Source organism: Aliamphritea hakodatensis (assembly GCF_024347195.1).
Taxonomy (GTDB): Bacteria; Pseudomonadota; Gammaproteobacteria; order Pseudomonadales; family Balneatricaceae; genus Amphritea; species Amphritea hakodatensis.
Genome location: NZ_AP025281.1, coordinates 2,230,655 through 2,255,385 on the forward strand (window position 1 = coordinate 2,230,655; position 24,731 = coordinate 2,255,385).

At 54.5% G+C, this 24,731-nt stretch carries 24 protein-coding genes and 1 pseudogene; 10 read left to right on the plus strand and 15 right to left on the minus strand.

Features of this window, described 5'->3' with window-relative positions:
- Positions 1-115 precede the first annotated feature (115 nt).
- Positions 116-1,345 carry an aromatic ring-hydroxylating oxygenase subunit alpha gene (locus PCI15_RS10200; protein ID WP_271274227.1) on the minus strand — a complete coding sequence of 410 codons (1,230 nt, stop codon included), beginning with the start codon at positions 1,343-1,345 and terminating at the stop codon, positions 116-118.
- 306 nt (positions 1,346-1,651) lie between these two features.
- Here PCI15_RS10200 and PCI15_RS10205 point away from each other — a divergent pair, with 306 nt between their 5' ends.
- The 6 genes from PCI15_RS10205 to PCI15_RS10230 all read left to right on the plus strand — a co-directional run bounded on the left by PCI15_RS10205 (position 1,652) and on the right by PCI15_RS10230 (position 9,068).
- Positions 1,652-2,650, plus strand: a complete 999-nt coding sequence (locus PCI15_RS10205) for a LysR family transcriptional regulator (RefSeq protein ID WP_271274228.1) — start codon at positions 1,652-1,654, stop codon at positions 2,648-2,650.
- A 253-nt stretch (positions 2,651-2,903) separates the two neighbouring features.
- Positions 2,904-3,836 carry a dihydrodipicolinate synthase family protein gene (locus tag PCI15_RS10210; protein WP_271274229.1) on the plus strand — a complete coding sequence of 311 codons (933 nt, stop codon included), beginning with the start codon at positions 2,904-2,906 and terminating at the stop codon, positions 3,834-3,836.
- Positions 3,837-3,839: 3 nt separating this feature from the next.
- Complete coding sequence (locus tag PCI15_RS10215) at positions 3,840-5,357, plus strand: aldehyde dehydrogenase (RefSeq protein WP_271274230.1); 1,518 nt, start codon at positions 3,840-3,842, stop codon at positions 5,355-5,357.
- Between the two features lie 115 nt (positions 5,358-5,472).
- Positions 5,473-6,816: an NAD(P)/FAD-dependent oxidoreductase gene (locus tag PCI15_RS10220; RefSeq protein ID WP_271274231.1), complete on the plus strand. Its 1,344-nt coding sequence runs from the start codon at positions 5,473-5,475 to the stop codon at positions 6,814-6,816.
- 130 nt (positions 6,817-6,946) lie between these two features.
- Complete coding sequence (gene gbcB, locus PCI15_RS10225) at positions 6,947-8,053, plus strand: glycine betaine monooxygenase reductase subunit (protein ID WP_271274232.1); 1,107 nt, start codon at positions 6,947-6,949, stop codon at positions 8,051-8,053.
- 85 nt (positions 8,054-8,138) lie between these two features.
- The gene (locus PCI15_RS10230) at positions 8,139-9,068 is read left to right on the plus strand and encodes a LysR substrate-binding domain-containing protein (protein WP_271274233.1); all 930 of its coding nucleotides are present in this window, start codon (positions 8,139-8,141) and stop codon (positions 9,066-9,068) included.
- Between the two features lies 1 nt (position 9,069).
- On the opposite strand, the gene PCI15_RS10235 is transcribed toward PCI15_RS10230, so the two are convergent.
- The 4 genes and pseudogenes from PCI15_RS10235 to PCI15_RS10250 all read right to left on the minus strand — a co-directional run bounded on the left by PCI15_RS10235 (position 9,070) and on the right by PCI15_RS10250 (position 11,465).
- Complete coding sequence (locus PCI15_RS10235) at positions 9,070-9,360, minus strand: hypothetical protein (protein WP_271274678.1); 291 nt, start codon at positions 9,358-9,360, stop codon at positions 9,070-9,072.
- 141 nt (positions 9,361-9,501) lie between these two features.
- Positions 9,502-9,801 (minus strand): annotated as a pseudogene (locus tag PCI15_RS10240) (GFA family protein); the annotation flags it as partial.
- A 116-nt stretch (positions 9,802-9,917) separates the two neighbouring features.
- Positions 9,918-10,676, minus strand: a complete 759-nt coding sequence (locus tag PCI15_RS10245) for an SDR family NAD(P)-dependent oxidoreductase (protein WP_271274234.1) — start codon at positions 10,674-10,676, stop codon at positions 9,918-9,920.
- Between the two features lie 12 nt (positions 10,677-10,688).
- On the minus strand, positions 10,689-11,465 hold the full coding sequence (locus PCI15_RS10250) for an SDR family NAD(P)-dependent oxidoreductase (RefSeq protein ID WP_271274235.1): 777 nt from the start codon (positions 11,463-11,465) through the stop codon (positions 10,689-10,691).
- A gap of 34 nt (positions 11,466-11,499) precedes the next feature.
- On the opposite strand from PCI15_RS10250, the gene PCI15_RS10255 reads away from it, so the two are divergent.
- The gene (locus tag PCI15_RS10255) at positions 11,500-12,114 is read left to right on the plus strand and encodes a YybH family protein (RefSeq protein ID WP_271274236.1); all 615 of its coding nucleotides are present in this window, start codon (positions 11,500-11,502) and stop codon (positions 12,112-12,114) included.
- 87 nt (positions 12,115-12,201) lie between these two features.
- On the opposite strand, the gene PCI15_RS10260 is transcribed toward PCI15_RS10255, so the two are convergent.
- The gene (locus PCI15_RS10260) at positions 12,202-13,548 is read right to left on the minus strand and encodes an aspartate aminotransferase family protein (protein WP_271274237.1); all 1,347 of its coding nucleotides are present in this window, start codon (positions 13,546-13,548) and stop codon (positions 12,202-12,204) included.
- Between the two features lie 227 nt (positions 13,549-13,775).
- Between PCI15_RS10260 and tyrS the strand changes: the two genes are divergently transcribed.
- On the plus strand, positions 13,776-15,059 hold the full coding sequence (gene tyrS, locus PCI15_RS10265; protein WP_271274238.1) for a tyrosine--tRNA ligase: 1,284 nt from the start codon (positions 13,776-13,778) through the stop codon (positions 15,057-15,059).
- 21 nt (positions 15,060-15,080) lie between these two features.
- On the opposite strand, the gene PCI15_RS10270 is transcribed toward tyrS, so the two are convergent.
- The 3 genes from PCI15_RS10270 to PCI15_RS10280 all read right to left on the minus strand — a co-directional run bounded on the left by PCI15_RS10270 (position 15,081) and on the right by PCI15_RS10280 (position 16,424).
- Positions 15,081-15,344 (minus strand): Txe/YoeB family addiction module toxin, encoded by a 264-nt coding sequence (locus PCI15_RS10270; protein ID WP_271274239.1) that lies wholly within the window; start codon positions 15,342-15,344, stop codon positions 15,081-15,083.
- Complete coding sequence (locus PCI15_RS10275; RefSeq protein ID WP_271274240.1) at positions 15,337-15,591, minus strand: type II toxin-antitoxin system Phd/YefM family antitoxin; 255 nt, start codon at positions 15,589-15,591, stop codon at positions 15,337-15,339. Before PCI15_RS10275 ends, PCI15_RS10270 begins: the two co-directional genes overlap by 8 nt.
- A gap of 116 nt (positions 15,592-15,707) precedes the next feature.
- On the minus strand, positions 15,708-16,424 hold the full coding sequence (locus PCI15_RS10280; RefSeq protein WP_271274241.1) for a helix-turn-helix transcriptional regulator: 717 nt from the start codon (positions 16,422-16,424) through the stop codon (positions 15,708-15,710).
- Positions 16,425-16,626: 202 nt separating this feature from the next.
- On the opposite strand from PCI15_RS10280, the gene PCI15_RS10285 reads away from it, so the two are divergent.
- Together PCI15_RS10285 and PCI15_RS10290 are read left to right on the plus strand one after the other, a co-directional pair.
- The gene (locus PCI15_RS10285) at positions 16,627-17,076 is read left to right on the plus strand and encodes an ester cyclase (protein WP_271274242.1); all 450 of its coding nucleotides are present in this window, start codon (positions 16,627-16,629) and stop codon (positions 17,074-17,076) included.
- 33 nt (positions 17,077-17,109) lie between these two features.
- Positions 17,110-17,598, plus strand: a complete 489-nt coding sequence (locus tag PCI15_RS10290; RefSeq protein ID WP_271274243.1) for an MEKHLA domain-containing protein — start codon at positions 17,110-17,112, stop codon at positions 17,596-17,598.
- A gap of 33 nt (positions 17,599-17,631) precedes the next feature.
- Here the strand turns inward: PCI15_RS10290 and PCI15_RS10295 are convergent, their stop codons facing one another.
- From PCI15_RS10295 to PCI15_RS10320, 6 genes are all read right to left on the minus strand, one after another.
- On the minus strand, positions 17,632-19,122 hold the full coding sequence (locus PCI15_RS10295) for a tripartite tricarboxylate transporter permease (RefSeq protein WP_271274244.1): 1,491 nt from the start codon (positions 19,120-19,122) through the stop codon (positions 17,632-17,634).
- 14 nt (positions 19,123-19,136) lie between these two features.
- Positions 19,137-19,748 carry a hypothetical protein gene (locus tag PCI15_RS10300; protein WP_271274245.1) on the minus strand — a complete coding sequence of 204 codons (612 nt, stop codon included), beginning with the start codon at positions 19,746-19,748 and terminating at the stop codon, positions 19,137-19,139.
- A gap of 112 nt (positions 19,749-19,860) precedes the next feature.
- Positions 19,861-20,820 (minus strand): tripartite tricarboxylate transporter substrate binding protein, encoded by a 960-nt coding sequence (locus PCI15_RS10305; protein WP_271274246.1) that lies wholly within the window; start codon positions 20,818-20,820, stop codon positions 19,861-19,863.
- Between the two features lie 57 nt (positions 20,821-20,877).
- On the minus strand, positions 20,878-21,369 hold the full coding sequence (locus PCI15_RS10310; protein WP_271274247.1) for a universal stress protein: 492 nt from the start codon (positions 21,367-21,369) through the stop codon (positions 20,878-20,880).
- 351 nt (positions 21,370-21,720) lie between these two features.
- Positions 21,721-23,133 (minus strand): aldehyde dehydrogenase family protein, encoded by a 1,413-nt coding sequence (locus PCI15_RS10315; protein WP_271274248.1) that lies wholly within the window; start codon positions 23,131-23,133, stop codon positions 21,721-21,723.
- An 81-nt stretch (positions 23,134-23,214) separates the two neighbouring features.
- Positions 23,215-24,504: an alginate export family protein gene (locus PCI15_RS10320; RefSeq protein WP_271274249.1), complete on the minus strand. Its 1,290-nt coding sequence runs from the start codon at positions 24,502-24,504 to the stop codon at positions 23,215-23,217.
- Between the last annotated feature and the right edge of the window lie 227 nt (positions 24,505-24,731).

Consider the following 24,731-nt stretch of genomic DNA (forward strand, 5'->3'; position numbering starts at 1 on the left):
CTGAAAAAGCCCTGCCGGTGCCGGTCAGAACCGGCAGGGAAGACGGACTAAACTCTGTCTGATCAGGCCCCGAACGTTTTTCGGGGTGACCAGCTACCATAAAGCGCGTAGCGGTTTACTTGCTCAGCCGGGTTTCCATTGTCTGGCAGTACCAGTCGACGAACTGACATACACCGTTTTCAGCGATTTCGGAAAACGGACCCGGGGTGTAGGAAGGTGAGCCGGTACCGCGGAAGGTTTCTTCTACCAGTTCCCGGTCCTGATCATTGGTGGCCAGCCACACTTTTGTCAGGGCATCCAGGTCGTAGTCGACGCCTTCCTGCGCATCTTTGTGCACCAGCCATTTAGTGGTGACCAGCGTCTGGTCATGGCCCAGTGGCAGAATCCGGAAGCTCAGGGCATGATCCCCCAAAAAGTGATTCCAGGTGGAGGGATAGTTGAAGTACAGCAGGGCACCGATATCTTCCAGGTGCTTGCCTTCGGCATCTGGCGTATCCAGCCGGCCATTCACGGCGGGTTTGCCGTTCATGGTGTAGCTGACGGCACCGGCGGCCAGCGGGATGCGGGTCATACGGTACTGGCCATTTTTCGGGTCCATAACCAGCCGGCTTGGGAAACCGGCCGCTTCGCAGCTGTCCCAGTGGGCGGTCAGTTCAGGGTCATCGTTACCGCCTACGCCGGCTACGGAGAGGTTCTCAACGAAGGAATTCAGCAGTTCCGGGTGATTGGCATCGCAGTGATAGCACTCCCGGTTGTTTTCGAATACCAGTTTCCAGTTGCCTTTTTCAATGATGTTGGATTCGAAGGCCACTTTGCAGTCATCCAGATTATGGGGTGCAATAAACGGCGTGACATCGGCTCGGAAGGCTTCGAAATCCGGCGGGGTCTCAGCAACACACAGATAGATAAAGCTGTTCACCACTTCACAGTGAACCGGCAGGAGGTTGTGGTCGGCGTTGCTGAAATCCGGGCCCATGTTACCGGCGAACAGCAGTTTGCCGTCCAGCCCGAAGGTCCATTTATGGTATGGGCAGACCAGTTTGGCAGATTTGCCTTTGGCGGCAGAGCACAGCCGTGAACCCCGGTGGCGGCAGGCGTTATGAAAGGCATTAATTTCACCCTTGTCACCCCGGACGATGACCACCGGATAGTCGCCGATCTGCAGGGTCAGGTAGTCACCGGCTTTGGGTATTTCGAAGCTGTGGCCGGCAAAAATCCAGTGGCTGTGCCAGATCTGTTCCAGATCCTGCCGGTAGACATCCTGGCTATGATAAAGGGCGCTGCTCAGTGCATAGCGGGGCGGACGCTGGCGGATTAGCTCAAGGGTTTTGGCCTGATCAGACATAGGATGACTCCTGTAAACACACGTTTATTGTTGTTAGAAATACAGTTGCGACACACCCGGATAAAAAACATGGCTATTGTTTTTCAGACCATCTATCGTTTTTAATGCAGCAGGTACCGGCAGCGCTTAAAACCGGAAACCGAATACTCAAACTCCGCTGAAATGGCCAGTACAGAAGGGTTTGCGAGGATTCAGCACGGCACAGGCAGTACCGCTGCGAACAGGGTGTGATAGCGGGGCCAGTGTATTTTTGGCCCGAAAATCGGTAAAGCGACTTTTTATTTAGAGAATTGAATACCTGACGTTATGGTTAAACACGTAGAACCGGATCAGATACTGGTCAAGATGCCCTCGTTACGGGCGGTTAAGTCGTTTGTGGCGGCGGCAAAGTATCAGAATTTCACCCGTGCGGCAGAAGCTTTGTGCGTGACACAGGCGGCCATCAGCCGGCAAATCCGTGAGCTGGAGGCGGCCTTAGGCGTCACGCTGTTCAAGCGTTCCGGCCGGGCGGTTGAGCTGACGGAAGCCGGCAGTATTTTTTACGATGCGGCCTATCTTTCATTTGTGAATATCGCCCAGGCGGCCCAGCGGATTCAGAATACCGGTAAGCGGCGGCAGGCGCTGACCATCTGCTGTACTCCGGCGTTTTCAACTTTTTGGCTGTCATACCGGCTGCCGGAGTTTATTGCGCTGCATCCGGAAATTGATGTGAACATGGTGACCACCAATAACTTCCTGCAGATGGAGCCGGGGGTGCGGCCGGATATCTTCATTAACAAGGCCAGTGATCCGCGGGAAGGTTATCATTCGGTGCCGTTGTTTTATGATCTGATTTATCCGGTGTGTTCGCCCCGGTATCTGGAAGACAATCCCGATATCGTCACGCTGGAAGGCCTGCAGCAGGCGGTGTTACTGAACCTCAGCCCCTTTGGCCGTTCCCAGGTGGCAGAGCATGTGGACTGGGGCGTGTGGTTTGCCTTTCATGATATGGAGCTGGATCAGAGCGATGACAGCCAGTTGCGCATTTTCAATGCTAACGATTTTAATATGCTGGCGCAGATGGCGCTGAACCATCAGGGGGTCTGTCTGGGCTGGAACCAGTTGGTTGAGCACATGCTGGCGGAAGGCCGGCTGGTCCGGGTAGGGGATCACAAGGCGGTATTTAAAGAAAAACTCCATTATCTGACCTACACCGAAGACAAAAGCACTACCCCGGCCTTCAAAGCCTTTATGGACTGGTTTATGGATTGCATTCGCCATGAACCAACGTATATCGGCAAGGCAGATGACGTCGCTGAATCCTAGCCGTGTCTGTTATCCGGATAACGCCATTCTGTCTCCGCAGGATGGCGTTTTTTTATGCCTGTTGGCAGGTGCTGCCGGTCGGTTAATCATTACCTGAGTGATGCTTTTCGGGTTTTTGCCGGTCTTTGATAACTTGTGGTTATGCTTTTTGCGACAAAAAGGTTGATTGTGGGAGTTGCTGTCTCCTCGTTAAGATTTTCAGTATGTGGCTGTCAGTGCAATGCCTCTGACAGCAGGAACAATAAGAATCTTAATGGGTAACACAACTATGCATTTTGAGGGGATTTACACGCCAGTCATTACCCCGTTCGGCGAAGATCACAGCATCGACTATGATGCCTTTGCCGCACAGGTACAGTATCTGGTGGATTCCGGCGTTCAGGGGCTGATGGTGGGCGGTACCACCGGCGAATATTACGTGGAAAGCCATGAAGAACGGGTGAAGCTGCTGGAGATCTCTAAGCAGATTGCCGCTGATAAGGCCATCGTCATCTTCGGCACCGGTTCTGTAAACCCGGATCACTCCATTAAGCTGGCGGAAGACGGTGCCAAACACGGCGCGGATGTCATCCTGCTGGCGACGCCGCCGTACTCTCTGCCGACCCAGCGTGAGCTGGCCCTGCATGCCCTGACCATCGACCGGGCAGCGAACCTGCCAATCATGCTGTACAACTACCCGGACCGTATGGGCGTGAACATGGAAGAAGAATTCTTCGACCGTGTCGGCCGTTCTGCCAATTTCATGGCGATCAAGGAAAGCTCCGGCGACATTAACCGTTTACACATGCTGGCGCGGGACTATCCGCATATTCAGACCGCCTGTGGTATGGATGATCAGGCGCTGGAATTCTTCGCCTGGGGCGCAAAGAGCTGGGTGTGTGCCGGCTCTAACTTCCTGCCGAAAGAGCATCTTGCGCTGTATCAGGCCTGTGTGCTGGAAAACGATTTCAATAAAGCCCGCCGGATTATGTCGGCCATGATGCCCCTGATGCGGGTACTGGAGCAGGGCGGCAAGTTCATTCAGAGCGTGAAGTACGGCGTGACGATTGACGGCCGGTATTCCGGTGAAGTCCGTCGCCCGCTGCGTGGCCTGAACAAAGACGATAAGCGTGCCATGAACCAGGTTGTGAAGACCCTGAAAACCACCATTGCCAGCATTCTGGCAGAAGATTCTGCGGAGCAATAAGCCATGACTGATCTGTTAACTCTGGAAGAATATCAGGCCGTTGCTGCCGATCTTAACCCTGCCAGCATGAGCTTTGTGGACGGCGGTTTCCGCCCGTCAGTGTCGGGTAATACCTTTGAAAGCACCAATCCGGCCACCGGTGAATTGCTGGCCAATGTGGCTGCGTGTAACGCTGAAGATGTGGATTTTGCGGTACACAAAGCCCGTGAAGCCTTTGAAGATGGCCGCTGGAGCAAGTTGCATCCGGGTGAGCGTAAAGAAATCTTAATTAAGCTGTGCAAGCTGGTTAAGCGTAACAGCCGTGAACTGGCGGTGCTGGAAAGCCTGGATTCCGGCAAGCCAATTGCCGACTGTGAAAGCATCGATATTCCGGAATTTATTCATACCCTGACCTGGCACGCGGAACTGATCGATAAAATTTATGACCAGACCGCACCTGTCGGCAACGATGCCATTGCTATGGTCGTACGTGAGCCAATCGGCGTGGTAGGGGCAGTGCTGCCGTGGAACTTCCCGTTGCTGATGCTGGCCTGGAAAATCGCCCCGGCGCTGGCGGCTGGCTGTTCAATGGTGGTAAAGCCCGCTGAACAGACATCGCTGACAGCCCTGCGCATTGCTGAACTGGCGATGGAAGCCGGCCTGCCGAAAGGTGTCCTGAACGTGATCACCGGTGGCGGTGCTGAAGTCGGCGAACCGCTGGGCATGCATATGGACGTAGACATGGTGACCTTCACCGGCTCGACGGTAACGGGCCGCCGTTTCCTGCGTTACGCGGCAGATTCCAACCTGAAGAAGGTGGTACTGGAGCTGGGCGGTAAGAATCCATGCATCGTCCTGAATGATGCGGAAAATCTGGACAAGGTGGCTGAACAGGTCGTGGCTGCCGCGTTCTGGAACATGGGTGAGAACTGTTCTGCCGGTTCCCGTCTGATCGTTGAGGCGGGGGTGAAAGATGCTCTGCTGGAACGCATTAAAGCCCACGCCCGTGACTGGAACACCGGCAATCCGCTGGACCCGCAAAATCAGCTGGGCGCGATGATCGATGCCGGCCACTTTGCCAAGGTTGACGGTTACCTGCAGCAGGGTAAAGCCGACGGCCATGACGTGGTGCTGGGGGGCGGAACCGAGAACGGAACCTTCATCCAGCCGACCATTTTTGATGGCGTCAGCAACAGTGACGCACTGGCCCGGGAAGAGATCTTTGGTCCGGTATTGTCGGTCATCACTGTCAACAGCTATGACGAAGCAATCGCCGTGGCCAACGATACAGAATACGGTCTGGCGGCATCGGTGTTTACGGCCAATGCTAAAAAAGCCATCCGTGCGGCGCAGGCGGTCCGGGCCGGTACGGTCACGGTTAACTGCTTCGGTGAAGGGGACATCACCACGCCGTTTGGCGGCTATAAGCAGTCCGGGTTCGGTGGGCGGGATAATTCCATTCATGCCCATGATCAGTACACCGAACTGAAAACCATCTGGATCGATCTGAGTGACGATGCAGTCGATGGCAGCGTAGACTGATACGCCGCTTTCGCATTTACAGGCCCTGTCAGATGAACGGCGGGGCCGGGTATTGCCTGTTGTTTGCCCTTACTCTAAGGGCCGGTGACCGGGCTGCCCCGTTAGGAGCGATTATATGAGCAGAACAATCAGGGTAAGCCAGGTGCCGAAAGAAACCGGCCCGGCTGCCTGGAATGAGATTCTTGACGATTCGCACAGTTTTCCGCAGGCCAGTGGCAACATAGAAACCGACTGGCTGGTGATCGGTGGCGGCTTTGCGGGCATTGCTGCCGCCAGACGCCTGAGCCAGTTGACAGGCGATGATATCGTCCTGCTGGAAGCTTGCAAAATGGCCGAAGGGCCCGCCGGGCGTAACAGCGGCTTCATGATTGATTTACCCCACGATCTGAATTCAGAAACCTATGCTGGCGGTAAAGAAGCGGATCTTAAACAGATTATGCTGAACCGGGCCGGGATCGAGTTTGCCGCTGATATGGCCCGTGAGTTTGGTATGCCAGCGCAGGTGTTTGACCCCTGCGGCCGGGTGACCGGTGCCGCCAGTGAGCGGGGCATTGCCCATATCGACAGTTATGTGAGGCATCTGGACGGGCTGGGTGAAGCCTATAAATTGCTGTCTGCCTCAGATATGCAGGCCCGCACCGGCATCAGCTACTACCAGAAGGGGCTTTATACCCCGGGGGCGGTGATGATTCAGCCAGCGGCCTATATCCGTCAGGCGGCCCGTGGCCTGAGCGAGAAAGTACGGATTTTCGAACAGTCTCCGGTGGTGGAAATGAGCCCCGGCACCCCGCACAGGTTACGCACGCCTAAGGCCCGTATCCGGGCGAAGAAGGTGATTCTGGCGGTGAACGGCCATGTCCAGTCATTCGGCTATTACCCCCGCCAGCTGTTACATGTGTTTACCTATGCCTCCATGACCCGGGCGCTGTCCGGTGATGAGTTGCAGCGCTTAGGCGGTGATGCTGACTGGGGCGTGCTGCCGGCGGACCCTATGGGGACCACGGTACGTAAAACATCGGATTATCTGGGCAGTGGCGACCGGCTAACGGTACGTAACCGCTTTACCCTGAATCAGTCGATGGAGATCAGCCAGAAAGATATCGACAGCATAGTGAAGGTGCATGATAAGGCCTTTATTTCCCGCTTTCCGATGCTGGCGGATGTACCGCTGGAGCATCGCTGGGGCGGAAGGCTGTGTTTGTCGTGGAATTCTGTGCCGGCCTTTGGCGAGCTGGAACCGGGCATCTGGTCGGCGGCCTGTCAGAATGGTCTGGGCACCGTTAAAGGTACCCTGTCGGGGATGCTGGCGGCTGAACAGGCGGTATTGGGTGATACTGAACTGGTTCGTGAATTCAGTAACTATGCTGAGCCAAAACGTTTGCCGGTGGAGCCGTTTTTGTCGGTCGGGGCCAACGTTAATCTGCGCTGGAAAGAATGGCTGGCGGGCAAAGAACTCTAGTCCGCCAGCGACCAATTATTATAAGACCTGCAGGGCATTCACCTGCACATTTCATCAGATCAGTAATTGCTTCAGCCTGACGGGAAAAGTTGGGCTGATGCGTGCCTGTTGCTGATCTGTGGAGAGATCTATGACTGATTTTAATACTGCTGATTTTCTGAATCCTGTGGCGACCCAGACCTGGAGCAATGGCCGCCATCTGGTGCGCTGTTCCAAGGTGATTCATGAAACCCATGATGTCTGCACCTTTACCTTCAGCATGGGCCAGCCGGTGCTGTTTTTCTTCAAGCCGGGGCAGTTTGTCACCCTGGAACTGGAAATCGACGGCGAACGGGTGATGCGTTCCTACACCATTTCCAGCTCACCTTCGATCCCCTATAGTTTTTCGGTTACCGTGAAACGGGTGCCGGGGGGGATGGTCAGCAACTGGTTGCACGACAACCTTAAGTCCGGCGATCAGATTGCGGTACACGGCCCGGCAGGGCAGTTTAATTGTCTGGATTTTCCAACGGATAAAGCCCTCCTGCTATCCGGTGGGGTGGGCATTACGCCGGTGATGTCGATGGCCCGCTGGTGGTTTGATACCGACTCCGAAGTGGACATGGTGTTTGCCCACAGTGCCCGCAGCCCGGCGGATATCATTTACGCCCGGGAGCTGGACTACATGTCTACCCGGGTTGAAAACTTTAAGCTGCACCTGATCTGTGAAAAATCAGAAATCGGTCAGGCCTGGGCCGGTTACCGGGGCTATCTGAATGAGAATATGCTGCGACTGATCGCCCCGGATTTTCTTGAGCGGGAAGTATTCTGCTGTGGCCCGGACCCCTATATGAAGGCGGTCCGCAAGCTGTTGGAATCTCTGGGTTACGATATGCGCCGGTACCATGAAGAATCTTTCGGCGCGACCCCGGCAGAAGATGCCAAAGACGCTGAGCAACACGCGGATGAAGCGGATCAGCAGGAAGTGACCGGCGAAATCTATCAGGTGAGCTTCACGGATTCCGGTAACAGCGTCAGCGTGGTGGCGGGGACTAACCTGAACGAAGCGGCCAGTGAGGCCGGAGTGAATATCTCCAAGGCCTGCGGTATGGGTATTTGCGGTGCCTGCCGGGTACAGGTGGTCAGCGGTGAGTATGAAATGGCTCATAACGGCGGCATTACCGAAGAGGAGGAAGCACAGGGGTACGTGCTTTCCTGCTGCACCACAGTGAACGGTGATATGACGATTGATTACTGAATGGCTGAGGGTGGCCAGAAGGGGCTGTTTCCGCTCAGTTTTTAGGTTACTTTAAGTAAACTCTGGCAGTGGGGACGAATCTTAAATGCAATCCCGTCGTCTTGATTTACCCTCGTTAACGGCGATCCGTGCCTTTGAAGTGGCTGCCCGGCGGCAGAGCTTCAAAGCTGCGGCGGATGAGCTGTGTGTGACGCCGGCGGCCATCAGCCGGCAGATTAAACAGCTGGAGGAGCAACTGACCACAGTGCTGTTTGTCCGCGGGCACCGGCAGGTAACGCTTACCGCAGCGGGGGAGCGGCTGTTCCGGGCCACCAATAATGCCTTTGATGAGATTACCGGTGCTACCCGTGAAATCCGTGGCCAGGTGGCCGACAGCTACCTGAACCTGCATGCTACCAGTTCTTTTTCCCGCCTGTGGATGGTGCCCCGGCTGGGCCGCCTGCGGCAGTTGTATCCTAATCTGCATTTACATCTCATGAGTGTGGAATCGACCCCCGGTGAAGCAGATAAGTTTGATGCGGCCGTGACCCTTGGGCTGAATGAGCTGGCGGGGTATCAGGCGGACTTCCTGTTTGCGGAAGAAATTTTTCCGGTGTGTACGCCGCAGTTTTTAAAGGACAACCCTCAGGCCGATTCTCTGCAGGGGCTACAGCAACTGCCGTTACTGGATCTTGATCCGGCATTCTGGCAGGCCCGCTGGTGGTCCCCGGTGGACTGGCATTTCTGGCTCCGCCACTGTGGCGTGGAGAATCCCAAGGTGAAGGCGCAAATGTACTTCAGCCATTTCCCCATGCTGCTGGATACGGTACTGGAAGGGCTGGGTATCGGACTGGGCTGGCGGCACCTGACCGATGAACTGCTGAGTAGTGGTCGGCTGATCCGCCCGGTAGTGGAGAGTTATGCTGCACCGGAACGTAAGCATTATTTTGTTTGCCGTAAGGAGCTGGAGGGTGAGCCGGGTATGCAATTGTTAAGAAACTGGCTGCTGGAAGAAACAGCCGGTTTGCGCGGATGAATCAGCCGGCCAGCCTGAACAGTTCTTCCGCTGTATTGATGCTTTCCCGGCGCTGACAGAGTTTAAACAGGCTAAACAGGTTTCTGGCGGTGGCATTACCTTTGTTACTGACCATGCGTCTGAGGCCGGCTTCCTTCATCTCCATTTCAGCGGCAACTTCAGCGAATCCCTGAGTGGCATTGAGATAATCGCGAAGGAATGAGTTACCCACTGTAACATCACCTTCCAGATAAGATTCCAGTGCTTCAAGCAGAAGGGCTTTGCGGTATTCAGGGTTTTGGCAGAGTTCCATGACTGTTTCTTTGAACTCACGGGTTAGGGGCATTGTATTAGCCTTTTCCTTTACCGCGTTTTTTGCTGGCCGGTCAGATACATGGTTGAGGCCATAAGATGTCGGTATTACCCCTAAATTATTTATATCTGTATTGTGCAGGCAGGCAACATTAAAACCATATTTCTCCGGGTCAGAACGCATCTGATGATGGGTATAGATACCGCACAGGCTGCAGAAGTAATGTGTGGCGGTCCTGGTGTTAAACCGGTAGACAGATAAGTGTTCTTTTCCGCGGGTAATTGTTAAGCCGTTCAACGGAACCGATGCCATTACTGCTCCGCGTTTGTTGCAGATTGAACAGTTACAGCGGTTCAGTTCCTGAAGACCATGGGGGAGGCTCAGTCGTAACTGTACCTTGCCGCAATGGCATGAAGCCTGATGAATATCATTGTTGCCCATAGTATTTACCCCGCTTCCCTGAAAGGTATCGTACGTTGTTTGTTATCGCTTAACTTACTTTACTCCGGGTTGTATTTCCTCCCAAAACCATAAAGTCGGTTTGGGAGGAATGTCGCTTAAAAAGGCAATGGCAGCTTGGCGGTCCGGCCGCCGTCGACGGTGAAGGTCTGGCCGGTGACAAAACCTGCTGCGTCACTGGCGAGAAATGCCACCATGGCACCGATATCGGTGGGCTCGCCGGTACGGCCAACGGGGTGCATGGCATACAGGTCCTGCCTGGCCTGATCAGGATTTTGCTGAGCGTTGATATAGTCGTTGCTCAGGTCTGAGTTGATCCAGCCCGGGGCAATGGCGTTGCAGCGGATGCCGTCATTACCCAGGTCAACGGCCAGCGCGCGGCTGAAACCGTGAACACCTGCTTTGGATGCACAGTAAGCGGCGTGGAGTGGATTCGCGCCAAGGCCTTCAATGGAGCCGATATTAATGATGCTGCCGCCACCTTTCGCCCGCATCTGGCCCAGCAGGGCTTTACACAGGAAGACCGGGGCGCGCATGTTCACCGTCATCATGCGGTCCCAGTCGGCTTCGGTCATATCCTCCAGCGCCATTTCGAACATAAAGCCGGCGTTATTCACCAGTATGTCGGCCCCGCCCAGATTGCCTGCGGCGGCAGCAATCTCATAGGGGGCTTCCTGTTGCAGCAGGTCGGCCTGAATAAAGGCGACGCCGGGATGGCTGTTCAGTTCATCGTCCAGCGGCTGGCGCTGGGCAATCAGCACCCGTGCGCCGGCTTGCAGTAACTGTTCGCTGATACCCCGGCCAATGCCCCGGCCACCGCCGGTGACAATGGCCAGTTTGTTATCGAGATTAATCATGTGGTGTTCCTTTTATCCGGAAACCGGTTTGGCACCGGTGACTTCAACGGTTTCCCCGGCGATGTAGCGGGCTTCGTCTGAGGCCAGAAAGGCGATGACATCGGCAATGTCTTCGGGTTCGGCAATGCGCCCCAGAGGCACGGTTTTGTTCAGTTCTTCCACCGCTTTATCCGGATCAAGGCCACGGCGTTCAAAGCCGGAGCGGATCATGGGCGTATTGATTTCATGGGGGCAGACAGCATTCACCCGGATACCCAGTGGTGCGCAATCCCGGCCAAGGTTTTTGGTCAGTGCTGCCACTGCGCCTTTGCTGGTGCAATAGGCTACGTGCGCCGGGCCGGGGTAGGTGCCCCAGACGGATGAGGTGTTCACAATGGCCCCGCCGTTCTGTTTCATATGCGGGACGGCAGCACGGCACAGGAAGAACACCGCGTTGAGATTCACGTCCATGGCGGTGAACCACATGTCATCGGTGGTTTCCTCAACGGTGCCCCGGGGAATGATGCCGGCGTTGTTGAGCAGAATGTCCAGCCCGCCAAAGTGTTTCACTGTGTGCTCAACCACCCCGTCACAGTATTCCCGCTCCCGCAGATTACCGGCCAGATAACTGATATCTGCAGGGTTGCGGCCGGTTTCTTCGGCAATACGGCGGGCGACCTCAGCACAGGCTGATTCATTCAGATCTGCAATCATGACGTTTGCGCCTTCACGGGCAAAGAGTCTGGCCAGTGTCTGGCCAACACCGCCGGCACCGCCGGTGATCAGGACGGTTTTATTTTCAAAGCGCATTTCGTTCTCACACTGTTAGTTGTTTAGGGGCAGTGTGCGTTGGAAGCGCAGGGGACGACAAACGACTTATACAGCGGTTTCAGATTACTTCAGGTTAAGTGTGGAGGCGGGGCTGCGATTACTGTTCGGAGGAGAAGCTGGCGGTAAAAGCCAGTTGGGACGCGCTGTGTGTGAGTTTAAATCAAGTTACAAGCTAAGGTTTTGGTCTAGCTTTAAAGGTTGGGGGTGTTCATTAATTAACACTGAGGAGGCAAGTATGAGCATTTCAATGGAAGTAATGGACGAAATCAGAGCCGCAGATGAAGCCTTTACCGAGGCTTATCATAAAGGCGATGCAGCTGGTTTAGCGGCACTTTATACAAAGGACGGTGAATTTATGCCGCCAAATACAGATATTATAAAGGGACGTTCAGCCATCGAAAAACAGTTCCAGAGCTTTATGGATATGGGGGTGAAGGAGATTAAACTGGAAACCACCGAACTGGATGGATTTGGTAATACTGCTTTTGAGATTGGTAAATATATTCTGGAAGATACTGACGGTATGGTTCTGGACCGGGGTAAGTTTATGGTGATCTGGAAAAAAGAATCTGACCACTGGAAGCTGCACCGGGATATGATTAATTCCAGCATGCCTGCACTGCACTAGATGAGTGAGTCCCTTGTATTCAAAGGGGAAAAGACGACTGCCCGGGCGTGACCGGGCAGTCGGAAGCTCACGCTTATTTATCGGCTGTTATTTATCGACAGTAGCAAAACCCTGATGCAAGGCATGCACTATCTTGTCGACTTCTTCTGTACCGATTGTCAGCGGTGGCGAGAGGATAATCTTGGTGCCGACCGGGCGTACAATCACACCTTCCTGCAGCGCCACTGCCGCTACCTGATTGGCGAATCCGCTCATCGGATCGATCGGCTGACGGGTCTTCTTATCGCTGACCAGATCCAAGGCAACCATCAGACCTTTACCGCGGATTTCACCGACAGACGGGAAATCCAGCAGCTTAGCCTGCAGTTTTTCTAACAGATCCGCACCCTGACGGCCGGCGTTCTCCGGCAGGTTCTCTTCTTCAACAATTTTCAGTGAAGCTAACGCAGAGGCGCAGGCCACCGGGTGACCGGAGTAAGTGTAACCGTGCATCACAGCGCCGCTGAAGTTGTCACAGGTTTCAATGCCTTCGGCAATGCGCTGATTGATAACCGTTGCACCCAGTGGCACGTAACCGGAGTTAATGCCCTTGGCGAAGCACTGGATATCAGCAGCCACACCCCAGCCACGCACACCGAACATGCTGCCGGAGCGGCCGAAGCCGGTAACCACTTCATCGGCGATCAGCAGAACGCCGTATTTATCACAGACTTCACGCACCAGAGGCCAGTAGTTAGCCGGTGGCACGATCACACCGCCTGCGCCCTGGATTGGCTCGGCGATGAAGGCAGCGACGGTATCCGGGCCCTGGAAGACGATCTCTGCTTCCAGCTGTTTCGCGGCCAGTTCACCCAGTTCCTGCGGATCTTCAGTGTTCCAGGGATTGCGGTACAGCCATGGGGTATCAATATGGATACAGCCGGGCAGGACAGGTTCATAGTTGGTACGGAACACGGTGTTGCCGTTCACGGAAGCCCCGCCAAAGTGTACGCCGTGATAGCCCTGTTTCAGGGAAATAAACTTATAGCGCTGGGCCTGACCCACTGCTTTCCAGTACTGGCGCGCCAGTTTAAGGGCGGTTTCAACCGAATCAGAACCGCCTGAGCAGTACATAACCCGGGCCATGCCTTCCGGTTCCAGCATGCTGATGATTTTGTCCGACAGCTCGGTTACCCGTGGGTGGCTGATGCCGTCGAAGATCTGGAAATATTCCAGTTCATCCAGCTGATTTTTGATTGCGTCTTTCACTTCGGTACGGTTGTGGCCAACGTTGACGTTCCACAGGCCGCCGACACCGTCGACCAGCCACTGGCCTTCCTGATTTTGAACGTAGTTGCCGTCACCCTTAGTAATAACGATGCCGTTGCGTGCCCGCGGGTCACCCGGGTGCACCATCGGATTCCAGAATGTCTGTGCTGGGCTGTTTGTACTCATTATTTGCTCCAGTGTTTTAGTAATTGTGGGGAGAAAGTTTCAGTGCTTAATCGTGGCGCTTTCTGCTGAGTTAAGTATCTCCGGGGCGGTTCAGATGTATATCAACCAGATGGTTGATGTGCCCGGCAGGGGGCATCCTTTACCATCGCTGTAAGCACTGAAAATGGGCGGGAACCCCTGCTTACCTGTGTATGTAAACAAACCTTCTGAAAAGTGATAAACCTCCCATGACCACCGACACCACACGGCTGCTTGATGACCTGCAGCAACGTAACCTGATCGCCCAGAAATCCGGAGATGATGAGGGCTTCACAGAGTATTTCTCACAGCCGGGAAGGGTGGTCTACTGTGGTTTTGATCCAACCGCAGACAGTCTGCACGTGGGGCATCTGGTCCCTTTACTGATGCTGAAACGGTTTCAGCTGGCCGGTCATAAACCGCTGGCGCTGATCGGCGGTGCCACCGGTATGATTGGCGATCCGAGCTTTAAAGCCACGGAGCGCAGCCTCAACAGTGCCGGGCGGGTGGCCGAATGGGTGACAAAACTGGGGCGGCAGATTAACGGTATTCTGGATGCGGATACCCCGGACAGTGCCGCCCGGATCGTCAACAATGCTGACTGGATGGCCGGCATGGATGTGCTGACGTTTTTACGGGATGTTGGCAAGTATTTCTCGGTGAACAGCATGATCGGCAAAGAGTCGGTGAAGCAGCGCATTAACCGTCCGGAACAGGGCATCTCATTTACAGAGTTTTCCTACAGTTTGCTGCAGTCGTATGATTTTTCTGAGCTGAACCGCCGTTATGACTGCGTCCTGCAGATTGGCGGTAATGACCAGTGGGGCAATATCACCGCCGGGATCGACCTGACCCGGCGGATGAACCGGCAGCAGGTGTTCGGTATGACCCTGCCGCTGATTACCAAGTCAGACGGCACCAAGTTCGGCAAAACTGAATCCGGCACGGTCTGGCTGGACCCGGCAAAAACCTCACCGTACAGCTTTTATCAGTTCTGGCTGAACAGTGCGGATGCCGATGTTTACGAATACCTCAAGTATTACACCTTCCTCAGTGTAGAGGAGATCGACCGGATTAAAGCAGGGGATGAGCAGCGTAACGCTAAACCGGAAGCTCAGCGGATTCTGGCGGAACAACTGACCTTACTGATTCACGGTGAGCAGGGGCTGGCGCAGGCGCAGCGGATATCCCAGGCGATGTTCAGCGGTGATCCGCGGTCCCTGACGTCGGAAGAACTGCAGCAACTGAGTCTGGATGGTGCGCCTGCATTAGCGCTCGGTGCTGATACTGATCTGCAGGATGCGCTGACTGAAGCCGGACTGGCGGGATCACGCAAAATTGCCCGTGAGCTGATCAGTGCCGGCGCGGTACTGTTAAACGGTGTGCCGGCTGAGGCTGCTGATATCCGGCTGGATAAGGCGCAGGCACTGCACGGCCGTTATTTCCTGATCCGTAAGGGGAAGAAGCACTTTTGTCTTGTAGAAGTGGAGTAAGCTGCTATCTGCAGTGCGGTTTTAATAATGATACCGGCATGAAATGATCACGATGGCTTTCTTTTCAATGACGTAAACGAGCCTGTTGGTTTCATCGATTCGTCTGGACCAGAAGCCGGAAAGGTTTTCCTTAAGCGGTTCCGGCTTTCCGATCCCTTCAAAAGGAGCGCGTTTTACATCGCGAATGAGTTTGTTGATACGTTTCAGGGTTTTCTTATCCTGCGTCTGCCAGTACAGATAATCGCTCCATGATTCATCAGTCCAGCTGAGCAGGCGGTCAGTCATCGGTCAGTTCCCGCGGACTGGTTTTTCCCTGTTTGTACTGTTCAATGGAGCGGCTCAGATGGGCAGCGTTGGCCGGAGAACGTAACAGATGAACAGTTTCAAGAAGACTGTTGTAATGATCCAGAGACATGACAACAGCATCTTCAGAATCTCTTCGGGTGATGACCGTTGTGTCTGCATCATTGACCACTTCATCCAGCACGTTTTTCAGATTGTTCCGGGCTTCGGTAAATGTAATGACTCGCATAGTGTTTAACCTGTACTGTTAATGGTACAAGTCTAGTCCGGTAAGCGTTATATGTACAGTTAACGGTACATGTGAGTGGGGGCTTGTTTGTTACCCTAGCTCTACAGCTGCCAGTTTTACAGTTGGCAGTTCTGGCGGTACACCAGGTTCGCCACTTCTGCCTTGCTGTTCACGGCCATTTTGCTGAAGATGTGCTGCAGGTGGGTTTTGATGGTTGCCAGGCTGCAGCACAGGTTCTGTGCAATGGACTTATTGGGCAGGCCCTGGGTCACCAGCTGTACCACCACCCGTTCTTTGGCTGTGAGCTGGTAGTTGTCGCAGAAATCATCAAAGCTGGTCAGGGTCGGGGTGGAGAGGTTCTGTTCCAGTGAGTATTCAATGAAGCGGTGCAGGTGCTGGATCTTTTTCAGATCTCCGCTCATCAGTTCCGGCTGATCTTTAGAGGTAAACAGTGCCGCGCCGGCAATCAGTTTACCGTCCACGTGGAAAAACAGCTCAACGATATCCTGAATGCCCCAGGGGGTGACAAAATCCCGGTAGTAGGGATGGGTATTGCGCCGGTAAGGCTGCACCAGATCATTCATTTTAACCACGTCGGCGTGGCTTTCTTTGAAGTTAGCCGGGTAGAGAGGATCGGATCTGTAAAAGTCTGAGAGATACTCCCGGTGCATCAGCGGCTGCATTTGATGGTTCTTGTAACACATAGGCTTTGCGCGATCATCCAGCAGATAGGTCACCGCGTGGCTGGCATCCGTGACACCGGTTAGCAGCGTCAGACATTCGTCCTGAAACTTATATAAACCTGAAAGGCGTTGTTGATTGATCTGGCCCATAGCCGTTACCTCTAAGCACAAGCTGTACGTATTACTATGAACTGAGAGTAGCGGAAAAGAAATAAAAAGTTAACATGTTAATTATAATTTTCTGATCTATAGAATAAGTAAAAACAATTCAGTTGGAAAGTCTGGCCTGCTTTAAGGGATGCCGGTATAACTGCTCAGGCCCTGAAATTTTACCGGCACACAGGAGGTGAGGATGTACAGCGATAAAGACAATATAACTGACTTAGCGGCGAGCAGCGCGCATAAAGCGCTGGTGCATAAATTCTATGAAGTGCTCTGGGATGCCCATGACAAACAGGCGATCCCTGAAGTACTGCATGAGGATTTTGTCTTCCGCGGTTCGCTGGGGCAGGAGAAAACCGGCCATGCGGGCTTTGGGGAATATGTCGATATGGTCCATCTGGCGCTGGGTGAATATAGCTGCATCATTGAAGCGCTGGTGGCAGAAGGGGATAAGGTATTTGCCAAAATGTCTTTCACCGGAATTCACCGTAACGACTTTATGGGCTATGCGCCCACCGGAAAACGGCTGACCTGGCAGGGTTGCGCGTTGTTTACCTTCAGAGGCGGTAAAATTGCGGAAACCTGGGTGTTAGGTGACCTGAAAACCCTTGAAAACCAGCTGCAACAGAATTTACAGTAAGTCTCGTATTTTCAACTCTTTGAAAGGTTTTATATGTCTGCACCGGATGCCCTGAAATCCCCTGAAATGTTACGTCATCTGGACAACGTAATGGCCAGCTATATGCGGTTTTTTGATGAGTTGCTGATCAGCGGGATAAGCAGGGAAACCGACAGCATTGCTGAGCATCTCTGGCGGGCAGATTTTGTACTGCTTTCCCACGGAGGCGGCAGCGATCCGGTGTTTAATTTCGGTAACCGGATGGCGCTGGAGCTGTTCGAAATGGACTATGCCGCGCTGACCGCACTGCCTTCCCGCCAGTCGGCGGAACCGGTTTCACAGGAAGAACGCAATCAACTGCTGGCACAGGTCACGGCGTTTGGCTGCATTGATCATTACCGTGGGGTCAGAATCTCAGCCACCGGCAAGCGTTTTTATATTGAAAATGCCCGGGTCTGGAATCTGTATGATCCGGAAGGTAACTATACCGGGCAGGCTGCTATGTTTCGGGAATGGACTGCTCTGGAAGAAAAGCCGGCCTGAAAGCAGGGCCGGCTGTTATCAGTGTTTTACCCGTTACGGGGTAACCGTCTGGCGGTTTTTCAGCTGGCTCCAGGCGTAAATCAGAATTGAGCCGACGGTCAGCGACAGCAGTGTCAGACTGATTGGCCGGGTCAGGAAAATAGTCAGATCACCGTTGGATACTCCCAGCGCTTGTTTAAAGCGGGTCAGGAAGACCGGACCCAGCACCAGCCCCAGAATGATCGGCACCGCCGGAATATCATTTTTACGTAGCATATAACCGAAGATGGCAAAGCCCAGCGCGATCAGTGCATCCGAGAACTGGTAGTTCTGGCTGTAACTGCCAATGAAGCCCAGTACCAGAATAAAGGCACCGATAAAGCGGCCACGGATGCGGGTCAGGTTGACGATCCAGCGGGTAGCAACGGAGAGATACAGGAACACGATCACGTTCATCATGAACAGGGAAATGTACAAACCGGATATAAACTCAGGCCGCTCAGCAAACAGGGTTGGCCCCGGGATGTAGTTGTGTACCATGAATACCGCCAGCAGCATGGCCATCAGGGCATCAGCCGGAATGCCAAAAGCCAGCAACGGAATCATCACCGAGGCGGTAACCGCGTTGTTGGAGGTTTCTGAGGCGATCAGGCCTGCGGGTTCGCCGTTACCGAAGTTTTCCGGATTCTTGGAAAACTTCTGCGCCAGGGTATAGGAGAAAAACTGCGAGCCGAATTCGCCCACCCCGGGTAACAGGCCCATGACGACCCCCAGTGTGGCGGAGCGGATCACGGTAATCTTGTGTTTCAGCAAGGTCAGCGCGCCGCCAAAGAAGCCATCGCCGGTCAGTTTAGTGACCTGTGAATCGCCACCTTTCTGGGACAGCAGCACAAAGGCCTGAGACATGGCAAACAGGCCGATCACCGCTGGGACAAGCGGAATGCCGCCCAGCAGCCATTCCTGATCAAAGGTGTAAGTCTGGGTGTTATAGGAGCGGTCTAACCCGACGGTGCCGAGAAAAATTCCCAGCCCCAGCATCATGGCGGCTTCAAGTACATGTTTACGGTGCGCGAGGACCACGAAGATCATCCCCAGTACCGCCAGCATGGCAAACTCTGCAGAGCCGAAATGGGTCGCGATCTGTGACAGCAGTGGCGCCAGTAACACCAGTGACATCACACTGATAATGCCGCCGACGAAAGAGGCTGTGTAGGCAATCGACAGGGCTTTCTTACCTTCGCCCCGTTTGGCCATGGGGTAGCCATCATAGGTGGTTAATACCGCCACCGGGGTGCCGGGGGTATTCATCAGAATGGCCGGAATCGCACCGCCATACCAGGCACCGCCATAGACCCCTAACAGCAGGGTGACGCCTGCTAAGGGTTCCATTGAAAAACTCAGCGGCAGTAATATGGCCATGACACCGGCAGGTTCCAGCCCGGGAATCGAGCCGATGGTCACGCCGATCAGCGCGCCGATAAGAATCGCCAGCAGTACATTTATGTTGCTGACTTCAGATAAACCGAGCAGTAAGGTTTCCATCATAAATCACCTGAACCTTATAAATACTGATTGGCAAAAGTTGCCAGATCTTCCGGTAACAGCTCATAGAGCCAGACATCCGGTAACCAGACACTGACGCCGACCCTGAAGATCAGGATAAGGGCGCTCACCGTGCCGAGGGTGCAGGCAAACCAGAACCGGTCCAGCAGGCGGCTGAGCCATAACAGTGTGGTGACGAACATCAGGGTCGCCAGGGCAAAACCGAATACCGAGAGGGTGTTGATGTAGAGAAAGAATAACGCGCTGGAAAACAGCGCCACCCGGTAGTTACTGAGGGTATCCAGCAGGCTGTCGATCGGGTCGATGCTGCGCAACCAGATCAGCCGGAAGGAAATCATCAGCCGGACAGCAGTAAAGATCATCAGCACACTCAGGCCAATTGCCGGGCCGATCATCGGCTGGGTATACCAGCCCCGTTTGGTGGTGACCCACTTAGCTTCTTCGGGCAGCAGGATCAGCAGGGCAGCAGCCACCGCCAGTAACAGCCAGTAAATACCGAAAGTACGCTGTTCCGTGAAAGGGGTATCTTGCTCAGCGCTGGCGGCATCGCCGGCATCGCTGCTGGCAGGCCCGGCTGGTTTGTCTAATGGGCTGTCTGTAGCGTTCATAGGCAGGTCGCTCCTGGCAGGAAAGTCATTGCAGATTGCACATAGCAGAAACAGACAGGCCTGCCGCCGGTACTGTCAGAGGGATGACCGGCGGCAGGCGCTGCGTGTGTGATTACTGCTTCATGAAGTCCAGCAGATCCTGAGCGGCGTCGTAGTCGTCAGACACAACCTGCTCAGCTTCCGCACCGGCGATCCAGTAAACACCGGCACCGGTGGTTTTAGCCAGTTCCTGAGCGCGGTCAGAGGCCATGGTTTTGGCGGCGATTTCAGCAATGCGTGCCTTGATTTCCGCAGAGGTACCCTGTTTTACGAACAGGCCGTTCCAGGTGGTCTGGCTGACGCCGGTCTGTTCATTCAGGGTGGGTACTTCCGGCGCGATGCTCAGGCGGTCACGGGTGATGGCTGACAGCAGTTTTACATCACCGGATTTCAGGCAGGCAATGATCTGCTGAGTGGTGGTGTTGATGACGTCTGCATCGCCATTGGCCAGGGTAGAGCAGTCGTTGGAATCAAAGGGGGCATCGGATGAGAACTTAATGCCGATTTTATCCGCGGCCTTAAAGGTAATCGCGGTTGGCAGCGCCTGATAACCGAAGTGACCCAGCGAAACCGCGTTGTTCTTAGAATACTCGGCCAGTTCGCCCATGGTGTTGTAAGGAGCATCCGCCTTGGTGGCGATAACAAAGGGGTAATCCAGGAAAATACCTACCGGCTCAAAGGTTTCTTCATTGAACGGTGCATTGCCTGCCAGTACGTGGGTGGTCAGAATGTCTGCCACAAAGGAACCTATGGTCAGGCCGTCAGCCCGGGCACGGGATACATCCGCAGCGCCAACCACACCGGCACCGCCGGGTTTATTTACTACGGAAGCCGGTTTGCCGGTTTCTTTGGCCATATCCTCAGCAACCATACGGGTGAGGATGTCTTCCAGATCTCCCGCAGGCCAGGGTACAACGAATTTAACCGGGCGGTTGGGGTAATCGGCAGCCTGTGCCTGAGACATCAGTAAAGGCGTTGCAGAAACACTTGCTGCAACAACAGCAGTAGAAACCAGATTTATTATTTTTTTCATAATTACCTCTTCTTATTATGGGATTGCGCATCCTCGCTGCGCGTATGACTGAAACGGTTATTTTTCTTTCCTGAGGGGTACGATCAGTACCGGTACCTGACTCTGATGGATGACCTTCTGGGCGGTTGAACCCAGAAAAATCCGCGAAATACTGTTGCTCTCCCGGTCACCCATGACGATCATGTCTGCCGCCAGGGTTTTTGCCTTATCGAGAATGATTTTATGAGGCTGGCCGATAGAGACTTTGATGATGGCCGGTTTGGGCAGCGCGACACCGGCGTCCAGTTCACTCTGAACGAAAGATTCGATGCGTTCTCTGATCCGCAGTTTGCGGCTTTGCATGATCTGCTCGCTGTGTTTCTTGCTGAGCTTTTCCGGCAGGTAGTCTTCGATGATGTCTTCGGTGAGCTCGCTGATGGGCTCGACCGCATGTAAAAAAATAATTTCAGCGTTGTGTTTAATGGCTTCATTCACCGCATAGCGGAATGCCGGGCGGCTGCCCTGACCCAGGTCAGATGCATAGAGAATTCGGTTAATGGTTTGCAGCATGGTTATACCTTTGCAACGCTGAGTATCATTGCTACCTATTAGAGAGGATCGGTACCACAAAAAATATCAACCGGATGGTTGATATGTGCAGATTAACGTGGCGCAGCAAACGACCGCCATCTGCATAAAAAAAGGGCCCGAAGGCCCTGAAAATACTGCCATATGGCAGTAGCAGATTTACCGGTTTGGAGACCAGTGCCAGTACCTGTAACGGTACCTGTAACGGGGCAGTGCAGGCCCGCAGCTGTATTGCCAGAGTGTATGTCTGGGGCCGGTCAGAGTGATGTGCCACCGGCCATACAAACTGCGCTGTGTCATTGCTGGCTCACAGGGGAACACAGCGCAGGGCAATTACTTATTGATGTTGATGATTTGCGGCACGGTGTATTCCAGCAGACCGTCCAGCCCGAACTCCACCCCGAAGCCGGACATCTTGCAGCCACCAAAAGGGGCATGGGGCAGCACTTCTGCATGGCCGTTGATCCACACCGTCCCGCATTCCAGCTGAGCGGCAATTTGCTGAGCCGCATCCAGATCTTTCCCCCAGACAGAGCCGCCTAAGCCTACGGCGCAGTCGTTAGCCATACGGATGGCATCGTCCACTTCGCGGTAGGCAATGACGGGCAGGGCCGGACCAAACTGTTCTTCGTCCACCAGACGGGTACCGTTACTGACGTTGGCGACAATGGTTGGCGGATAAAAATAGCCGTCACCGGACAGGGCTTCACCGCCGCACAGGATCTGACCGCCACTGGCGGCTGCATCGTCTACCAGCTCGCTGACGATCTTCAGCTGGTTGGCGTTCTGTACCGGGCCGAAGGTGGTGGTTTCAGCCATGCCATCGCCAATGGTTTGCGCCTGTGCCATTGCAACCAGTTTGTCGCAGACCGCCTGATACTGGCTTTCATGCACGTACAGGCGTTTCAGGCAGGCACAGGTCTGGCCCATGTTCAGGAAGGCTGTCTGGAACAGGCCTTCAGCGATGGCGTCGATATCGCTGTCCGGCAGGACGATCGCCGCATCATTACCGCCCAGCTCAAGCGTCAGACGCTTAAGGTTGCCGGCGGCACTCTCCATGATGCGCTGACCGGTTGCCGTCGATCCGGTGAACACCACTTTCTGAATATCTTCATGGGCACTGATGGCGTTGCCGATTTCCGCTTCGCCGGTGACGATGTTCACCACTCCGGCAGGCAGCACTTCATTCATCAGTTCCACTAACCGCAGGGTGTTGAGCGGTGTCAGGCCGGAGGGCTTGCAGACCACGGTATTGCCGGACCGCAGTGCCGGAATGATGTGCCAGATGGCGATCATCAGTGGCCAGTTCCAGGGCGTGATTGAAGCCACCACACCCAGCGGTTTGCGGTGGTTTTCTATGCGCTTGTTCGGGCTGTCTTCGATCACTTCAACGGGAATCTCCAGATCCGCCGTATAGCGTGCCCATGCCAGCGCGCCCTGAACTTCCATGTTGGCCAGAAACAGCGGTTTGCCCTGTTCCTGAACAATGATTTCAGCCAGCTCATCGGCGTGCTGTTCAATTTTATCGGCGATCTGACGGATCAGTGTCTGACGGCTTTCATGGCTGCTGTACTGCCAGGTTTTAAAGGCGGTACCGGCCGCCGCGACGGCTTCATCCAGCTGGGCCACCGAGGCCAGCGGCGCCTGTGCAACCGTCAGTTCGGTGGCAGGGTTAATCACATCAAACAGGCCGGCAGCACCGGCAACAGACTGTCCGTTGATGGTCAGTTGAATTGCGTCAGACATAGCGTTTCTCCCGGGTGACGGCCAGAACCTTATATAGGGAATCTGCAACTGGCGTCACCGTATTATGGTTGTTGTTAAGGATCAGAAGGGCACGATGGCCAGTAACTGGAAATAGGTGTTGGTGTCGGTGTTGTCGACTACGCTGGTTTTGCTGTCCGGGGTATAGAAGCCCAGCAGCGGGCTGATGATCAGGTGATCATTCACCACCCATTCGGCGTAGAGGTTAACTTCCCGGGCATCAGAGCGTTCTGCCCGGCCGGTGGTATCTTCAAAGTCAAAATACAGGGCACCGAGGGTCAGGGTGTCGGTGGGGTTGGCCTTCACACCTACGTGATGCACGTCCACCCCGGTGTTGCCCGGGCCTGCAGCGGAATAGTTGGCCCAGACCTCACCCTGAAACCAGGTCCCGAAGCCACGGTTAAAGCCGGTAAACAGGCTGTCGTATCCTTTATCAAAGGTGCTGTAGCGGTAGTTCACACTCGGCGACCATGGCAGGTCGGCGAAGGTCCAGCCGGCTTCCGCGTACCAGGCATCGGCATCGGCGCTGTTATTGCCCTGTTCCTGGGTGGCGAATTCGGCCGACAGAAACAGATTTTCAACCCCGGCGTTACCCTGATATCGCACGCTCATGGTTTCCTGACCGTCACGCTGCAGGTTATCGAAGTTGCCGCCGGCGATGCCGGTCGGGTCGGTATCCAGCCCTTTCAGGTAAAACGCGCCAAAGGTGCCAATGTCGCTGACATGTTCAACATTGATTCCGGCCATTTCCGGGCGGCCCTGAGCTTTGTTGTCGGATTCGAACCAGAAAAGATCAGTGCGTAATCCTGTCTCGCCCCCCAGTTTCAGGACGGCGGTTTTATCAAATGCCTTGCGGCCTGCCAGCCAGTAAGCGCCGCCACGGTTTAAATCTGAATCGACACCGTTACCGAAGTTCAGGGCGTCATCGTTAAGGATGAAGCCGTCACCGATGGTGACGATCTGGCTGCCGATGGAGAAGTCCACCATGTCGTTGCGCCAGCCGCCATATACCTCTTCGAACCGGGTCTGACGTTCGTCACCCAGGGTGGTGCCGGAGGCTTCACCGTCGCCCCACGCGCCGGTGGTCAGGGCATTAATTGTGCCGTACAGCTGGCTGTTGTTGCTGAGGGTGGTATGGCCGGAGAAACCGTATTTAATGGCCGCTTCCTGCCACTGGGGGCTGCTGTCGGCATTGCCGTATGACTGGTCACTGCTGAAGGTACCGAAAATCGCTTCGATATCCAGATTCAGCTGATCGCCTTCTTTGTCGATTAAATTAAGTGCATAGCCCGGGGTGCTGATGGTTGCTGCTAACAGCAAAGATGAAAGGTAATGACCCTTTTGCAGTCTCATCAAGTTTGAACCTCTGTCTTATTATTGTTTGGTCAGCTGGCAGCAGGTACTGGCAGCCTGAGGTCTATTTAAGAGCAAAGCGCAAAAGGGGGTAATCAACCAGATGGTTGATCCGGGCGTATTTTTCAGAATGGAAGGCGGGGCGGTTGCTGACCGGAGGGCCGGCCAGCAGAGTCAGTTGGCTTATGCTGAGCTATTCTTTACTGAACTATTCTTTACTGAACTAT

What these genes read in the sequence shown, in the direction of transcription:
- PCI15_RS10215 (WP_271274230.1), top strand. Translation starts at nt 3,840, where the DNA reads ATGACTGATCTGTTAACTCTGGAAGAATATCAGGCCGTTGCTGCCGAT.
- PCI15_RS10290 (WP_271274243.1), top strand. Translation starts at nt 17,110, where the DNA reads ATGTCTGCACCGGATGCCCTGAAATCCCCTGAAATGTTACGTCATCTG.
- PCI15_RS10275 (WP_271274240.1), bottom strand. Translation starts at nt 15,591, where the DNA reads ATGCGAGTCATTACATTTACCGAAGCCCGGAACAATCTGAAAAACGTG.
- tyrS (WP_271274238.1), top strand. Translation starts at nt 13,776, where the DNA reads ATGACCACCGACACCACACGGCTGCTTGATGACCTGCAGCAACGTAAC.
- PCI15_RS10320 (WP_271274249.1), bottom strand. Translation starts at nt 24,504, where the DNA reads ATGAGACTGCAAAAGGGTCATTACCTTTCATCTTTGCTGTTAGCAGCA.
- PCI15_RS10235 (WP_271274678.1), bottom strand. Translation starts at nt 9,360, where the DNA reads ATGGAACTCTGCCAAAACCCTGAATACCGCAAAGCCCTTCTGCTTGAA.
- PCI15_RS10210 (WP_271274229.1), top strand. Translation starts at nt 2,904, where the DNA reads ATGGGTAACACAACTATGCATTTTGAGGGGATTTACACGCCAGTCATT.
- PCI15_RS10230 (WP_271274233.1), top strand. Translation starts at nt 8,139, where the DNA reads ATGCAATCCCGTCGTCTTGATTTACCCTCGTTAACGGCGATCCGTGCC.
- PCI15_RS10285 (WP_271274242.1), top strand. Translation starts at nt 16,627, where the DNA reads ATGTACAGCGATAAAGACAATATAACTGACTTAGCGGCGAGCAGCGCG.
- PCI15_RS10305 (WP_271274246.1), bottom strand. Translation starts at nt 20,820, where the DNA reads ATGAAAAAAATAATAAATCTGGTTTCTACTGCTGTTGTTGCAGCAAGT.
- PCI15_RS10295 (WP_271274244.1), bottom strand. Translation starts at nt 19,122, where the DNA reads ATGATGGAAACCTTACTGCTCGGTTTATCTGAAGTCAGCAACATAAAT.
- PCI15_RS10280 (WP_271274241.1), bottom strand. Translation starts at nt 16,424, where the DNA reads ATGGGCCAGATCAATCAACAACGCCTTTCAGGTTTATATAAGTTTCAG.
- PCI15_RS10205 (WP_271274228.1), top strand. Translation starts at nt 1,652, where the DNA reads ATGGTTAAACACGTAGAACCGGATCAGATACTGGTCAAGATGCCCTCG.
- gbcB (WP_271274232.1), top strand. Translation starts at nt 6,947, where the DNA reads ATGACTGATTTTAATACTGCTGATTTTCTGAATCCTGTGGCGACCCAG.
- PCI15_RS10310 (WP_271274247.1), bottom strand. Translation starts at nt 21,369, where the DNA reads ATGCTGCAAACCATTAACCGAATTCTCTATGCATCTGACCTGGGTCAG.
- PCI15_RS10315 (WP_271274248.1), bottom strand. Translation starts at nt 23,133, where the DNA reads ATGTCTGACGCAATTCAACTGACCATCAACGGACAGTCTGTTGCCGGT.
- PCI15_RS10245 (WP_271274234.1), bottom strand. Translation starts at nt 10,676, where the DNA reads ATGATTAATCTCGATAACAAACTGGCCATTGTCACCGGCGGTGGCCGG.
- PCI15_RS10260 (WP_271274237.1), bottom strand. Translation starts at nt 13,548, where the DNA reads ATGAGTACAAACAGCCCAGCACAGACATTCTGGAATCCGATGGTGCAC.
- PCI15_RS10220 (WP_271274231.1), top strand. Translation starts at nt 5,473, where the DNA reads ATGAGCAGAACAATCAGGGTAAGCCAGGTGCCGAAAGAAACCGGCCCG.
- PCI15_RS10250 (WP_271274235.1), bottom strand. Translation starts at nt 11,465, where the DNA reads ATGCGCTTTGAAAATAAAACCGTCCTGATCACCGGCGGTGCCGGCGGT.
- PCI15_RS10300 (WP_271274245.1), bottom strand. Translation starts at nt 19,748, where the DNA reads ATGAACGCTACAGACAGCCCATTAGACAAACCAGCCGGGCCTGCCAGC.
- PCI15_RS10270 (WP_271274239.1), bottom strand. Translation starts at nt 15,344, where the DNA reads ATGACTGACCGCCTGCTCAGCTGGACTGATGAATCATGGAGCGATTAT.
- PCI15_RS10200 (WP_271274227.1), bottom strand. Translation starts at nt 1,345, where the DNA reads ATGTCTGATCAGGCCAAAACCCTTGAGCTAATCCGCCAGCGTCCGCCC.